Below are 13,782 nucleotides of genomic sequence, written 5' to 3'. Positions count from 1 at the left end.
GACTGCCTCACTCTCGAGCTCACCGCCTATTTGCCGGTGTTGCCTTTGAAGATTCGACTGAGAACGAATGCTCCGCCTTCTGCGGCCAGCAAGCCAACACCCAGTTCAGGATTGATCTTGCCTACTTTCAGAGCGAGACCCGTTGCACCCATTAAGCCGCCGGTTGTGAGCAAGCTTTCAGTGTCGTTCATATTGCGCAAGCGGCCGAAGCCCCATGCCGTTCCAATCATCGCCATGCGAGTCTTAGGATCGGCTGCAGGCAACAGGAATGCTGCGCCCATGGTCAGCGAATCAACGCCGTTTGGCGCCATGATGCGATTGATGGTGGTGTGATCTGATGCAGGAAGGAGTGCGTCGATTGTCTTGCTGCCAACGATTGCTGCAGCTGAGTAAATCGCTTTTTCTCTCCAGCTTCCGCCTGCAACGAATGCCATAGGCAACGCGACTTCGCTCAAGTGACCGGCACCATTTTTGCCGATGAAGTTTCCGGCGATATTGTCGGCGAGCAAGGTGCCGCCAACAAATGCAGCTCCTTTGGCGAAATTTCCGACCATTGGACGCTCAAGCAGGGCTACTTCTTTGCTGGCCAGTTCGGCGGAAGGGAACGCTTTGCTGAGATTTGCCCCTTGACTCTTGAGCAAACTAGCTTCGGCTTCAGTCAGTGCAGTCGAACCTTTGACTGTCTCCAGCATCGCCTTGCCGTCGGCTGTGAATAACGCCGGGTTCAGTTTGCTTGCAGCGGCACCTTCACCGGCTGAGAGGATGGCTTGTTTCTGTTCGAGAGCTGCTAGTCTGGCTGCGTCTGCTTCGGCCAGAGCGGCTTTGTCTTTGCCGGCAAACTCTTTCAATGCGTCATTGTTTTTGTCGAGAAGATCCTGCAACGCCGTTCTGTTTTGATAGCGTGGGTCGAATTGATTTTGCCAACTTGTGGCAGCGCGTTGCACGCGACCGCCTGCATCTGCTCCCTCGAACTTGGAGCTCAGATCTTCTGCTCCTTTCGAAACTTTACTGGCCGCGTCTTTGCCGACAATTTTCTCAAAGGTTCCACCTGATTCGAAGAAGCCTGGCTTCGCTCCTTCGGTGACTTTTGGCGCGTCACGAAGAATGGCATCAGCTGCCTTGTTGCCCCAGTTAGGAATGAGGTTGCCGCCAACGATACCACCCAGTCCGCCCATGACCGAAGCTGAGAATACTCCGATTGGTTTCACGACCGGTTCGTAGTTGTAGCTGGTGTTGTTCAGGTCTGATGACTGTTGTCTGGGGTTCGGTTGATTCCAGACTGGACCGCTCTGCGCGTTGTTACCGAGCGGAGGCGCTTGTTGTGGAATTTGCTGGTCGCCAGGATTGTAGGCTGCACCACCAGGGTTGTATGCCGATGCACCGCCTGGATTGTATGCTGCACCGCCATTGGGATTGTACGCCGCACCGCCTTGATTGACGTCCTGACCTGGATACTGGTTGTACGGAGTTTGATAGCCACCTGGTTGCTGCACCGGCCGTGGTTGCACAGGTACGCCGCCTTCGTAAGTCTGACCTTGTTGACCGTTGGGATTACCGATGCTGCCGTCGCCAGTGTTTCCGTATGCCGGGGCTACTTGCCCGTAGTTTGGGCGCCATGGTTGATTCGAGCTTGGTGGCGGTAAATAAACATCCGTCGCGTTCAAACCGTAGGAGCCGGTTTGCTGCTGTTGCTGTTGATTCGTGTTATCAAAACCATTGCCCATAATGCATCCTTCGTCTCGAAGAGACGTTTCAGTGATTGTCTGAGTCAGATCGGGCACTTCCTCAGTACAGAGATATTAGTGCGCGACAAGATGAGAGTAAATTCGTAAAATTCCCATCCTGAGCGCCAATGTTGCGATTTTAGATTAACTTATTTGGCTAAGTGCCGAAAATTCGATCTCCGGCATCGCCCAACCCTGGCACGATGTAGCCGTGTTCGTTCAAATTCGAGTCGACGGATGCGGTCGTGATTTTAACTTGAGGAAACTTCGAGTGAACTCGTTTTATCCCCTCTGGCGCTGCCACGAATGAAACAAGGTGAATTGTCTGCACCTTCAAATCTGTAAAGAGCGAGATTGCTGCGACGGCAGATCCCCCGGTCGCCAACATTGGATCAAGTACGTAGACGCGGCTTTCAGCAGGCAGCGCCTCGGGCAGCTTTGCGTAATAGGAAATCGCCTGTAGAGTCGCCTCATCGCGCCGCAACCCAACATGGTAGATGCGAGCGCTTGGCATGAGTTCTTGTGCCGCCTCGGCGAGAATCAGACCAGCTCTCAACACTGGTGCCAGAATCAGATAGTCAGTCAGTGCGATGCCCTTGGCCGCTCCGACCGGTGTCTGCACACCCACTTCGCGCGTGCTTAACTCAGACATCGCCTCGTAAACGAGAAATTTGCTCAGTTGCAGTGCTTTCTGCCGGAACTCGCCTGTTGGCGTTTGGTAGTCGCGAATGCGTGTCAGAATTTGTTGAACAAGTGGATGATTAGCCACTTTGACCGACGACGTTTCAGTTTGAACCATTGCAAAAGCTCCAGAGCACTCTAATAGTCAGCTGCGCACAGCCGAAAGCAACTGAACTGCTTCTCGCCTCGCCCACTGATCAGCATCAAGTATATCCTCCAAATTGGGTTTCTCAACCGGGTTATGTCTTTCCAAGACTCGCTCGATTTGAGTTGCCATGTCGCTAAACTTGACAAATCCCTTGAGGAAGAAATCAACGACGACTTCGTTGACGGCGTTCAGGACGCAGGGCATAGTGTTGTTCTCTGCCGCGATTTTTTGAGCGATTGCCAGACATGGAAAGCGCTTGGTATCGGGTTTTTCGAAAGTCATCTGGTTGAGTTCGAGAAGGTTGAGTCGGGGTACGCGACTGGAGTGAATTCTTTCTGGGAAGAAGAGCGCATAGTGAATGGGCAGGCGCATATCGGGCACGCCCATTTGTCCTACGATGGATCCGTCTACGAACTCAACTGCAGAGTGAAGAATAGATTGCGGATGAATGACCACCTGAATGGAAGCGGGATCCACATCAAATAGCCAGCGCGCTTCGATCACTTCCAGCCCTTTATTCATCAGGGTTGAGGAGTCGATCGTTATTTTGGGACCCATGGACCAGTTGGGATGCTTAAGGGCATCATCTACGGTGGCGTTGCGAATTTGTTCCAGTGTCCAGGTGCGGAACGGGCCACCAGATGCGGTGAGCCATATTTTGTCCAGTTCTTTCTTGTACTCTGCTGCCTTCTTGCCTCCAAGCGCTTGAAAGATGGCTGAGTGCTCGGAGTCAACTGGAACGATTCGTGCGTCGTATTGGCGCACCATTGGCATGATTGCTGCGCCTGCTGCAACCAGCGTTTCTTTATTGGCAAGGGCTATGCTCTTGCCTTTCTGAATGGCTGCTGCTGTCGGTTTCAGACCGAGGAAGCCAACCACTCCGGTGACTACCGTATCTACTTTTCCGTGCGTGGCCACGTCTATTAGACCCTGATCACCGCAGACAAAGGAAGTACTTTTGCAATCGGCTCCCAATTTGTCGCGTAAGCTGTCTATGTCTGCTTTTGTCGGTACCGATACCAATTCCGGTCGAAATTGTCTGACCTGTTTTGCCAGCAAGTCGATGTTCTTGCTTCCAGCTGCAAGCGCAACAATCGATACCGAATCTTTATGTGATTCTGCAATGTCGAGTGTCTGCGTTCCAATCGAGCCGGTGGAACCAAGTAGGCTGATGTGTTTCAAAGGTCCCTCGTTATTAACCGGGGACAATTTTACTTGTTCTTGAGGCGGAATTTCAGCGCGGAGGCAGCGCCGGAGGTAATTCTATTTTCGGTAAGGCGCCGGAGCTGATCAGGTTTCTCAGCAGAGTCAACCCGACTTCCCTGTGCCTGGCTTGATCCAGGCTGCCACCCCAGAATCCATAGTAGTAGCGCGTATCTCTTGGATTGGAATAAATTTCATATGGGTCCAGTGGCATGACAACATTGCCTGGAGGGTTCATGTTGACCCTACCCAGCCCCGAGCGCGAATCTGACTGTGCTGCTTGCAAGAGTTGAATGGCGCTGTCCAGGCGTCGCAGAGTGTCAGGATTGTTAAGATCCGCCGTGCCGCCACGCAAGACTTGTTGAACGATGGGCTGCATCGCCTCAGCCGTGTATACATCAGCCAAATAGATTTTGAAATATGGATTATTAGATGTTTTGACAGACTCAGTCAGGCTTCTCTCGAGCGTTCCCAGAGCCTGTCCTGACAGGTTGGACATGCGGCTGAAATACGTCATTGCATCAGTACGACCCGTAAAGCTCTGGAATACGGGGCCTTGACCGCCTCCCTGAGACGCAGCATAAGCCTCATCTACTTTCAGGCGTTGGGCTTCCAGATCGAAAGTCTGCCCGTTCACGGTCATTGCTTTGGAGAAAGCAGGATAGTAGTGCTTGGCGTTGTTGTCATTGCCGCCTTGCAGCCAGAAGAAGTGCCCGCCCTGGTCGACCCAGTGTTTCAACTGGACCCCGGGAGGAGTGTCTATATGGATGGTCTGATAGTTCCGAGCCTGAGAAAGGATCTTATCCATATTAGGATCGCCATATTTCAGCTCGAGTGTGCCATTACGCACATTGTTCTGAACGGTTGCATCGTATGGGTATTGCTGCTCGGTCGGACGATATACGGGCTGCTGCTGGTCCAACCCTGTGGTTGGACGGAGTCCCGTGCCGAGATTGCGCTGGTCAGGTCGAGTCCATAGCGAGCCGAAGTCTGCTCCACCGGGCATCTGTACCGGTTGCCCCGGTTTGTCTCTCAACTGTAATGAGTCCCAATCGCCCACGTGAACGCTTCCTGTAGTGACAAGACTGACTATCTTAAAAATCAAGGACAGTGTCAATGTGAGATCTACGTAGCGCGACGGCCTAACCCTCCGCAGTTGCCGAGCAATCTTGGTGGGGCTGACACGTATCGCGGCAGAAATTTAGGCTCGTCATTGAACACTTGAATAACTGATGGCGCAATGCATTCTCTCCCGATCGTGAGCTCCATAATCGAAGCGTGACTTGGAGAAAGGAACTATGGTCAGCAGCAAAACAGCGCGTACAGAAGAAACATCGCGCGCAGACAAAACCCTGCGCTCGGACAAAACCCTTGCTCTGCTTGCAGCATTACTTGTTCTGTTCTGTTTAAGAGTCTCAGGGCAATTACTGGTAGCGGTCTTCCACGTCCCTTTCCTGCCGCCCATGAGTGAATGGCAGTCTGGCCTGCTACCTTATCCTGTACTTGTTTTCTTTCAGTTCTTGATCATTGCGTTGTACGGAAGAATTTGTTTTGACTTCTACAGGCTGTCAGGCTTCTTTTACGTGCCGCAAAGAATGCTTGCAAAACCTTTGCTGCGCGTGGGGCTGCTTTATTTTGTTTCGGTTGCTATTCGTCTGCTGATTTGGACGACAATGTTTCAGCACCATATGTGGTTCAGTGGAACCATTCCGATATTTTTCCATTTTGTTTTGGCATCGTTTCTGATCGTGGTCGCAAAACATCACTGTCAGGAGTTCTCGGGTCTGGCTTCCAGTAACCCATCAGCGCTTTTAAAGGCAGGGATTACACAATGAATAGTACTAGATCGCGACGTGCTGTAACCCCAGTATGTGGCTTCGACCAACCGTCGACTACAACTACGAACACGATCGTGAACGACCATCATTCCTTGCTAAATCCTACGCGAGTTGCCTCAATCAAATCTCCGGACTCACTGCGCCAGTTGACTGCGATAGTTAGAGATGCACATGCAACTGGGCAACAAGTCTCGATTGCCGGTGGGCGTCACGCCATGGGTGGGCAGCAGTTTTTAAGCAATGGCATCCTCATCGATATGACTTTGTTCAATAAGATTGTCGCATTCGACCGTAATCGCGGATTGCTTGAAGTTGAGGCTGGAATGATGTGGCCGGCTCTCATCAATTATCTTCGAGAGACGCAAAGGCATTCCACATGTCAGTGGACGATTGCTCAGAAGCAAACGGGATGCGACCTGCTTACTATCGGAGGTGCACTGGCTGCGAATGTGCATGGAAGAGGTCTGGGTAAAGCGCCTCTTGTATGTGATGTGGAAGAGTTTAAGATTGTCATGCATGATGGAAAAATCAAACGGTGCAGCAGACAGCGAAATGCTGAACTGTTCAGTCTTGCCATCGGTGGTTATGGTTTATTCGGCATCATTGCCAGTGTTACGCTCAGGTTGGTTCAGCGAGTGACTTTGCGTCGCTCTGTACAGGTTTGCAGAACCAGTCAGGCGGCCGAGTTGCTGGAGTCGCAACAACGTTGTGGTGCTACATATGGTGATTTTCAGTTTGCCATTGACTCTGCCTCTGCCGACTTTCTGCAAGTCGGAATACTCAGCACCTATAGTCCTGTAGGCGCGCAAGGCGAGCAATATCGAGAATCCGAACGGAAGCTGCTGTCTGAAGATCAGTGGCAGGAACTCCTCTTCCTTGCCCATACGGATAAGTCGAGAGCCTTTGAAATATATCGGGACCATTACCTCGCTACAGATAGACAGCTTTATCTGTCAGACACGTTTCAGTTAGCTACATACATAAACGGTTATCACAAGATGATTGACGATCGCCTGGGTGAGAACTGCGCCGGTAGCGAGGCAATAACTGAGCTTTATGTTCCGCGTCATCGATTGGATGAATTTATGAAGCGAGCGGCATCTCTGTTGCGCGCTGAAGCAGCCAGCGTGATTTATGGCACAGTTCGATTAATTGAACAAGACAAGGAGACGTTTCTCGCCTGGGCCAATCAGCCGTGGGCCTGCATTATCTTCAACCTTCACGTTGATCACAACAATGGACAGATACAAGCAATCAGCGGTACCTTCCGAAAATTGTTCCAATTAGCAATTGAATTTGGCGGTAAGTATTATTTGACTTACAACAAATATGCTGCTGCAAATCAGCTTCAGGCTTGCTATCCACAGATTTCTCAATTTATAGAGCTGAAGCATCAATATGATCCCACCTTTCGTTTCAATAGCGATTGGTTTAACTATGTACGAAATTCGCGGAACTACTTTTGAGCGTGCTACGTCGAAGTTGCAGACAAAGGTTAGAGATGCGAGGGATACTAAAATGAAGGTACAAGCTATTTTGACATTGAGCGCTCTGGTAACTATCGGTGTGGCTGCAACCGCCGCGAAAGCCGATACCACATACACAACAACAACAACATCTTTGGATTCGATGCCATCATCTGTGGTTGAGACTCGTCAGACTACTACAGAGTCAAGTCCCGTTGTTATCCGTGAGACCCAACCTGTGATCGTCACTCCTCCAGCGAACAACGTTGTTGTTGTGAAGAAAAAACATCACCACCACTTGCTGAATTTGGGCGTCGTCAAAGTATTCTAGACCGCCCGCTCTGTAAGCTCAGTGAGCTGTCATAGCTCAGAAGACCTGCATCTTTAAGTAGATGCAGGTCTTTTGCAGAATAGGTGTAGCAAATTTGTTCTTAAAATTGGAAGTAGATAAATGGTGCGGAGTTGTCCGGCATGAAGGCAAGCATAGCAACTATGACAACGCAACAATATACTGCTCGTAGCCATGCCGGCGTGGCTGTCAAAAATCCCTTTTCGTTTAAACGACTCCAGGGTAAGTTTGTGAGAACTAGGACCGCCACCATTGTCAGCGTAATTGGCACAATCACGGGCAGATCATGCTTGAGCAGCAGGAATTGGTGCGCTTCCACCGACGTTGTGATCGGTCTGAATGTCACCATTTTTTTCGCTACTGCGAAGGCCGTACCGATGTCTTGAATGCGGAAAAATACCCAGCCGACACAGACTGCATTGAACGTCAGAAAGATTGAGAACCATCTTCCCATAGCAGTGGCGAGCACTTTGTCGATTGCCGCGAACTTTTGTTTCAGGAATTGGAATTCTCTGTGCGCAATCAGCGCAAGTCCGTGATAGGCGCCCCAGACAAGGAAATTCCATGAAGCACCATGCCACAGTCCACCGAGTGTCATCGTCCAGAAAAGATTCAGGTTGGTTTTCCATCTGCCGTTGCGAGATCCGCCCAGCGGAATGAACAGGTAATCGCGCAACCAGGTGGAAAGAGAAATGTGCCACCTGTGCCAGAAATCACTCATGTTCTTGGCTATATATGGCATGTTGAAGTTGAGCGGAATATGGTATCCGAATAGCATCGATGAACCACGGGCAATATCAGTGTAACCGGAGAAATCAAAGTAGATTTGGAACGCAAAGGCGTACGCGAGCAGCCAGAGCTCAGGCGCTCCATAAGTCGAAGGGTTTGAGTAACCCATACTCACAAGTATGGACAGGTTGTCTGCGAACAATACTTTTTTGGCTAGTCCGGTGACGATGATCGGGAGCGCTTCGTCGAAGTAAGCCAGTTTGAAAGGACGTACTTCCTGCATCTGCGCCAGGAAATCGGGATAGCGTTTGATCGGTCCTGCAATTTGGGTTGGGAAAAAAGCGGCGAACAATGCGAATAGAACGAAATTATTGATCGGTGCTTTGCCCCGGTAGATCTCGAACAAATAGTGAATGAACTCGAACGTAAAGAACGAGATTCCTAGCGGCAAAAGTATGTTGAGCGTAGCATCGGCTTTATGCCAGGCTAAAAGTGCAAATGTTCCGTAGCAAAAATTCGCGTACTTGAAGATTGCAAGCAGTAGCAAATTGAATGCAATGCCCAGCGTTAGAACGAGTTTCTTGTTCTCGGTTGCCTTGTCTAGCGCTTTGCCGAAGAACCATGTCGCGACAGTCATTCCGAGGATAAGTAGCAGAAAAATGGGCATCCAGCTGGCGTAAAAAATGTAGCTCGCGACCAGAAGCATGGGCATACGGAATTTTGGTGGCAGTACCCAAAATAACGTCACCACTATCGGAAGGAAAATGAGATATTGCAGGCTGTTGAATAGCATTAGAACACCGTAGCTTTGCTGCTTTCAGCGACTGATGGTGTCTGTATTCCGTATGCAATATCGAATGGCTTGTCTTTCACCAGGTGGTCCGCAAGCATGTTAAAGAACTTCTTGCCACCATTTGCGTTCAGGTGCACGCAGTCGTTGAAGTTGGTGGCGTTTTCAGCGAAAACCGAGTCGCCATCGAGATCCCAGACTTCGCAAGAATACTTGTCTGCGATCTTCCTCACGGTTTGTTTGTACGCAGTCAGGAGCGGCGGCGGAATCACGTTGCGATTCACGTCTGGCAGAGGCATATTGACCAGCAAGATTGGTATCTTGTGCTCGGCACATAAAGCGAGGAGGCTGTCGAGATATGCCGATTGGCTTTTCAGCCGGTCGTAGTTGGGTGGGTTATAGCGCTGACGGTAGATCTCGAGGTCTTCTGCAATAACTACCTGTCTGGTATGCACGGGGGCTTGTTGTTCGACTTTCTGAGGAACTGTTTCAGAGAGCGAAGCCGGGTGTTTGGAGATATCGCAGGCCAGGTGCAAAGATGCATTCCGAAGAGTTTTAAGCCAGCGCGTAGCACCGAGCTTATGCGCATTCCAGCACAGTTCTATATCTTCTGCTTTCAGAGACTCCGGAAGAAATTTGTTTGACGATTGGCAAAATGCCAGGACTTGTTGTGTAGGTGAGTTCTCGGCGCTGGTCAGGTTGTCTGCCAGGTCGCGCGGCGCCATACCGTAAATGATAAAGTTCGGTTTTTTACCAGCTTCAAGGCTGGCCTTCAATATTGCGTACTGATCGCAGACCATTCCTGCTATAACGCCGACGTTATCTACAGAGATGCTTTTGCCGCATCGATCTTTGAGTGCATCTTCGAAGTACTTGCAGGCGAATCCGGTTCTGTTTTGCTGCTTCTCAATTAGCGCCGCCGGACTCAGAACAAGTGATGAACCCATGAGCAGCACGTCGGGTTTTTTCTGCGAGCCCAAATACTTTGGCAGTGTCTGAGTGAATTGCAGCATCCAGCTTGGTAGTTCGAGAGTGGCCAGGTCCGAGCGATCTGTGCTCTTTTGCAATCCAAAGAACAATGAGACATAGCCGATGACTAAAGCTGCAGCTACAAGCAAAAATGTGCTCGAAGCGAAGCGCCGCCAATCAGCGATGGTTGAAGACAATGATTTTTTCGGATTTCCCACAGCCGCAAAAGTACCATAAAGCCGCAACAGCGCCCATTAAATGATTTTGACAAGTGGTTGAAATTGGTTGGGTTGATTGATTATCCAGCCGTTTTTCTTGTTAGCAGGGTCTAATGTTTGTCGGGCGGCTGAATGGCGCGGGCTCGAAGAATTGCTACGACATAAACGTCAAAGTTTTTGCGAAACAAATTTAAGCTTGGTGCATCTTAAATCCTTATGACGGCTTGTTTACGCGGCAGTCGTGCCACGAATTTGACACGAAAAACTCGTAGGCTCAATTGCCCCCGAAAACAGACCGCCACCTCGACAGATACTCTCGATTGCATGGAGCTTTCGTTCACTGGAATCACGCGTTATGACCAATTCTCAACCTATCGCTACCGCTTGTCTCGCTTGCAGCCCAGCCGAGCTTTGTGGCAATTGCGCCCGTCGCCGGAGTGCAGCAAAATCTTCTGTGGGTCGCGTTGGACGACTGCAATTCGTAGTCGTTAAAGACAAGCCTGAACACAACAACATGCATTTTGGCGTGCGCCCGAATGCTGCCTCTTCAGACTTTGCCGGGGCACCTTCCAGAATGCGTTCAGGGCTTTCGACTGAGCCCTGTTGTAACTCGAAAAGTGAGCCGGGTGACTCAGTCATTCAGTTACCAGACGACGCCGAGAAATTACTTGCGCCTGATATCGAATTCAATACCAATATCGAACTCAATACCAAGTATTTCGGCGACCTCAACGCCAGGAGTTTCGACAAGCTCAGCATCGAGCAGAGACACCTCCCGGATTTAGTTTCGAGTGTTTTTCAGTTGGACCTTGCTGCACGCGGATACAAATGCATAGAGTTGGTCGCTATCACACAGTCAAGTTTAATTGTTCGGGCAAGCGCTGACTGGCTCTGCGGTGACGTCGCTTTGAAGTTCTTTCGCCCGTCGTTGTTTGATAGCCGTTTCGCACGCAGAATCTTTGAACAAGAGGCAGCAGTTTTTGAGAACATCAATCATCCCGCTATCGCTCCACTGTTTCAATATGGTATTGCATCTAGTGGTGTGCCGTTTGTAATTACACAATTCGTTCCCGGCATTACTTTGTCTGATCTTAATAGCCGGCGTGTTCAAATGGAACCCGCGAGCCTCTTTATTCAAATTTGCGAAGGGCTGGCATTTGCTCATTCTCAAAACATTTTGCACGGACGCTTGAGTGCAAGTAAAATTATTGCATCGCCTGTTCGGCAAGATTTATTCGTCTTTAAGATTATTGATTTCTCGGTCTGCTCAGCCTTGCGGCTTCAGTTGCCGTTCAGCTTTGAGTCACTTCGGTGCAGTGCTAGCCCCGAAGAGCGGTATGGACAAGATCCTGATTTTCGGTCAGACATTTACTCGCTCGGGTACATCATGTACGAGACCTTGACTGGCTCTAAGCCAGAGTTCAACAGATGTAATAAAGTGATCGGGTTTCCACATCTACGTGGTGCTGCCAAGATTTTAGAGCCATTGGTGTTGCGATGCCTGGCGTCTGAACCGCTGGAGCGCTATCAGTGCGCAGGCGATTTGTTGAAAGATTTGAGGTCGCTTGAGTCTCAGCTCGATGTCGCTTGTTGAACTATTGAAATTTGGTCGAAGCTGTTGATGACAGGGTAGACGTCGGACTCAGTCGTGGCATTGCCGGGGCGCACGACCAGTGCAACTTTCAGTCCCGCTTGATGTGCGGCATCCAACTCGGGTACGACGTCGCTGAGGAATAGCATGTCGGCTGGTTCGAACCCTGCATTAGCGGCGATCAATTTATAGCTTTCCGCTTCACGCTTGGGTCCTGTCGTGGTGTCATAGTAGCCGGAGAGATATTTTGATAGCGCACCACATTTGGTATGGTGGAAAAACACTTTCTGCGCGTTCACGCTTCCTGATGAGAAAATCCGCAGGTCAATGCCAGAATTTTTCCAGTCTTCGAAAGCCGGCTTAACATCATCAAAAACATGCGAGGAGAGTTGATTGTTTTCGTATCCCACTGCCCAGATGAGACCCTGTAACTCTTTCAATCCTGTCGATTTGATATCTGCATCCATCAAACGTTCCACTTCGGCGATCACTAATTCTTGATGCGCTCTGGCAATCAGCTTGTCAGTTTCGCGGTCTGGATCGCCGACGCTATCGGGATCGCTGACCAGAGGTTTTGCTGATTTGAACCAGTCTTCTGCAGTCTTGTAACCGGCGTCTGCGGCAAGGTAGGTGACTGCTTTTTGAACATCATCGGAATACCAGTGCGTATCCAGATAGGGACGCAATTCTCTCCTTGCAAATGGAAAGAGTTGATCGTAAACGAAACTGATTGAAGATGTGGTGCCTTCAATGTCCAGAAGAATGCAATGGGCTCTAGACAGTACTAGCGGTGATGTGTCCACTTGCTCGTTTTTACTGGTGCTCATCTATCAATTCCTGTTTCAACATTCACTCGAGATAAGAGTGGTTTTGGACCCAGACAGAGCGGCTGATAGTTGAGATGCTTTGAGTCATCAACGTAGTGTGGCGACCAACCTGTTGTGTCCTGAAAGAGGCGAATAGTGACGATCATCTTTTCGTCGCATAGATTGAACCAGTGGCGAGTGCCGGCCGGCACGTTGATCAAATCTCCTGATGCCATCTCGATTGCAAAAACAGGGCCGTTCTCTGGATTAATATGGAAGATGCCTCGCCCGTGTACGACAAATCGAACTTCGTCTTCGCTGTGCGTGTGCTCCGGAGCAAACTTCAGCAGCATCGCATCCAGTCCCGGTGTGGAAGGATTGACGTTGATGACATCGGCTGTGACGTAGCCTCCCCGCTCGTTCAGGCGAGTTATTTCATCCTTGTAGCATGCGAGGATCGCTTCCTGTGATGCATCGAGAGGCGGAAGTTTCGAGAGGTCCCAACGTTCATACCAGAGTCCATGCTTTCCCAGGAAAGATGCGATTTCGGCAGGTTCTTCTATGCGCAGGTTTAGATCTGGTACTGTGAGAACTGCCATTACAAATCTCCGCTTCGGCCAACCACTTCAAACAGAAACTCTAGCGCTTCCACCTGGTTTCGCGCAGCTGCTAAACTCTCCGCCCAGGTGTATAAACCATGCCCGCGAAGCAAAAATCCATGTTTCAATTCTTCGCTGTTTATGCGTCTGCTGACGATTTTAGCCACTTCGTCCATGTCTTGTGAATTTTCCAAAATGGGTATGCGAATTGTCGTCTCGTGAGTCTTTACCCCCGCTAGTGCCTTCAACATTTCGTAGCCGCTCAGTGTAACAGCATTGTCGGCAGCGAAGCGGTTTGACAGTACAGTGCCCCAGACAGAGTGGGTGTGCAGAACTGCACCGACTCCTTCGTGCTTTGCAATGGCGAGGTGCAGAGCAGCCTCTGCTGAAGGTTTCATCGCAGTCGACGAGGGCTTTCCGTCCGGTTCGATCACGCTCAGTTGCTGGTCGACCAGAACAAAGTCATCGACCGTTAGTTCGCCCTTGTGCTTCCCGCTTGCGGTCATCAAAACGCGCAGCGGTTCTCTGCTTACGACAGCACTGTAGTTGCTGCTTGTGGCGAGATTCCAGCCCTTGCCGTAAAAAGCTCTTCCGTAGCGGACCATATCGGAAGCTGCGTTCTGCAGCTTCTCTTGGAGGATTCTGTCGCTGGTGTTGATCATAATTTTGTG

General features: G+C 50.2%; 12 protein-coding genes and 1 pseudogene. 4 read left to right on the top strand and 9 right to left on the bottom strand.

Annotation, left to right across the window (positions count from 1 at the left end):
• Positions 1-26 precede the first annotated feature (26 nt).
• From EKK48_20540 to EKK48_20525, 4 genes are all read right to left on the bottom strand, one after another.
• On the bottom strand, positions 27-1,724 hold the full coding sequence (locus tag EKK48_20540; protein ID RTL38824.1) for a hypothetical protein: 1,698 nt from the start codon (positions 1,722-1,724) through the stop codon (positions 27-29).
• Positions 1,725-1,881: 157 nt separating this feature from the next.
• Positions 1,882-2,523, bottom strand: a complete 642-nt coding sequence (locus EKK48_20535) for a uracil phosphoribosyltransferase (protein ID RTL38823.1) — start codon at positions 2,521-2,523, stop codon at positions 1,882-1,884.
• Positions 2,524-2,550: 27 nt separating this feature from the next.
• A complete protein-coding gene (locus tag EKK48_20530) occupies positions 2,551-3,735 on the bottom strand; it encodes a 1-deoxy-D-xylulose-5-phosphate reductoisomerase (protein RTL38822.1) in 1,185 nt (394 codons plus the stop codon).
• Positions 3,736-3,787: 52 nt separating this feature from the next.
• Positions 3,788-4,816 carry a hypothetical protein gene (locus tag EKK48_20525; GenBank protein RTL38821.1) on the bottom strand — a complete coding sequence of 343 codons (1,029 nt, stop codon included), beginning with the start codon at positions 4,814-4,816 and terminating at the stop codon, positions 3,788-3,790.
• A gap of 292 nt (positions 4,817-5,108) precedes the next feature.
• Here EKK48_20525 and EKK48_20520 point away from each other — a divergent pair.
• The 3 genes and pseudogenes from EKK48_20520 (at position 5,109) to EKK48_20510 (ending at position 7,391) form a co-directional block, all read left to right on the top strand.
• Positions 5,109-5,501: pseudogene (locus tag EKK48_20520) on the top strand (hypothetical protein).
• A gap of 86 nt (positions 5,502-5,587) precedes the next feature.
• On the top strand, positions 5,588-7,060 hold the full coding sequence (locus EKK48_20515) for an FAD-binding oxidoreductase (GenBank protein ID RTL38820.1): 1,473 nt from the start codon (positions 5,588-5,590) through the stop codon (positions 7,058-7,060).
• A 52-nt stretch (positions 7,061-7,112) separates the two neighbouring features.
• The gene (locus EKK48_20510; GenBank protein ID RTL38819.1) at positions 7,113-7,391 is read left to right on the top strand and encodes a hypothetical protein; all 279 of its coding nucleotides are present in this window, start codon (positions 7,113-7,115) and stop codon (positions 7,389-7,391) included.
• Between the two features lie 100 nt (positions 7,392-7,491).
• Here EKK48_20510 and EKK48_20505 read toward each other — a convergent pair whose 3' ends face one another.
• Both EKK48_20505 and EKK48_20500 read right to left on the bottom strand, forming a co-directional pair.
• Positions 7,492-8,931 carry an MBOAT family protein gene (locus EKK48_20505; GenBank protein RTL38818.1) on the bottom strand — a complete coding sequence of 480 codons (1,440 nt, stop codon included), beginning with the start codon at positions 8,929-8,931 and terminating at the stop codon, positions 7,492-7,494.
• Positions 8,931-10,094 carry a hypothetical protein gene (locus EKK48_20500; protein ID RTL38817.1) on the bottom strand — a complete coding sequence of 388 codons (1,164 nt, stop codon included), beginning with the start codon at positions 10,092-10,094 and terminating at the stop codon, positions 8,931-8,933. The genes EKK48_20505 and EKK48_20500 overlap by 1 nt, the downstream gene beginning before the upstream one ends.
• A 376-nt stretch (positions 10,095-10,470) precedes the next feature.
• Between EKK48_20500 and EKK48_20495 the strand changes: the two genes are divergently transcribed.
• Positions 10,471-11,709, top strand: coding sequence for a serine/threonine protein kinase (locus tag EKK48_20495; protein RTL38816.1), 1,239 nt, complete (start codon positions 10,471-10,473; stop codon positions 11,707-11,709).
• Here EKK48_20495 and mtnC read toward each other — a convergent pair.
• From mtnC to mtnB, 3 genes are read right to left on the bottom strand one after another with little or no spacing between them, the layout of a single operon-like run.
• Positions 11,688-12,533, bottom strand: a complete 846-nt coding sequence (gene mtnC, locus EKK48_20490) for an acireductone synthase (protein RTL38815.1) — start codon at positions 12,531-12,533, stop codon at positions 11,688-11,690. The genes EKK48_20495 and mtnC overlap by 22 nt on opposite strands.
• Positions 12,530-13,111 carry a cupin domain-containing protein gene (locus EKK48_20485; protein RTL38814.1) on the bottom strand — a complete coding sequence of 194 codons (582 nt, stop codon included), beginning with the start codon at positions 13,109-13,111 and terminating at the stop codon, positions 12,530-12,532. Before EKK48_20485 ends, mtnC begins: the two co-directional genes overlap by 4 nt.
• A complete protein-coding gene (gene mtnB / locus EKK48_20480; GenBank protein RTL38813.1) occupies positions 13,111-13,773 on the bottom strand; it encodes a methylthioribulose 1-phosphate dehydratase in 663 nt (220 codons plus the stop codon). The genes EKK48_20485 and mtnB overlap by 1 nt, the downstream gene beginning before the upstream one ends.
• Positions 13,774-13,782 lie beyond the last annotated feature (9 nt).

This window comes from Candidatus Melainabacteria bacterium (assembly GCA_003963305.1).
In the GTDB taxonomy this organism is placed as follows: domain Bacteria; phylum Cyanobacteriota; class Vampirovibrionia; order Obscuribacterales; family Obscuribacteraceae; genus PALSA-1081.
The sequence above is the reverse complement of the archived record's forward strand: the minus strand, read 5'-3'. Positions and strand labels throughout refer to the sequence as shown.

Coding starts and splice junctions, on each gene's coding strand:
- EKK48_20540 (RTL38824.1), bottom strand. CDS start 1,724: ATGGGCAATGGTTTTGATAACACGAATCAACAGCAACAGCAGCAAACC.
- EKK48_20535 (RTL38823.1), bottom strand. CDS start 2,523: ATGGTTCAAACTGAAACGTCGTCGGTCAAAGTGGCTAATCATCCACTT.
- EKK48_20515 (RTL38820.1), top strand. CDS start 5,588: ATGAATAGTACTAGATCGCGACGTGCTGTAACCCCAGTATGTGGCTTC.
- EKK48_20510 (RTL38819.1), top strand. CDS start 7,113: ATGAAGGTACAAGCTATTTTGACATTGAGCGCTCTGGTAACTATCGGT.
- EKK48_20505 (RTL38818.1), bottom strand. CDS start 8,931: ATGCTATTCAACAGCCTGCAATATCTCATTTTCCTTCCGATAGTGGTG.
- EKK48_20495 (RTL38816.1), top strand. CDS start 10,471: ATGACCAATTCTCAACCTATCGCTACCGCTTGTCTCGCTTGCAGCCCA.
- mtnC (RTL38815.1), bottom strand. CDS start 12,533: ATGAGCACCAGTAAAAACGAGCAAGTGGACACATCACCGCTAGTACTG.
- EKK48_20485 (RTL38814.1), bottom strand. CDS start 13,111: ATGGCAGTTCTCACAGTACCAGATCTAAACCTGCGCATAGAAGAACCT.
- mtnB (RTL38813.1), bottom strand. CDS start 13,773: ATGATCAACACCAGCGACAGAATCCTCCAAGAGAAGCTGCAGAACGCA.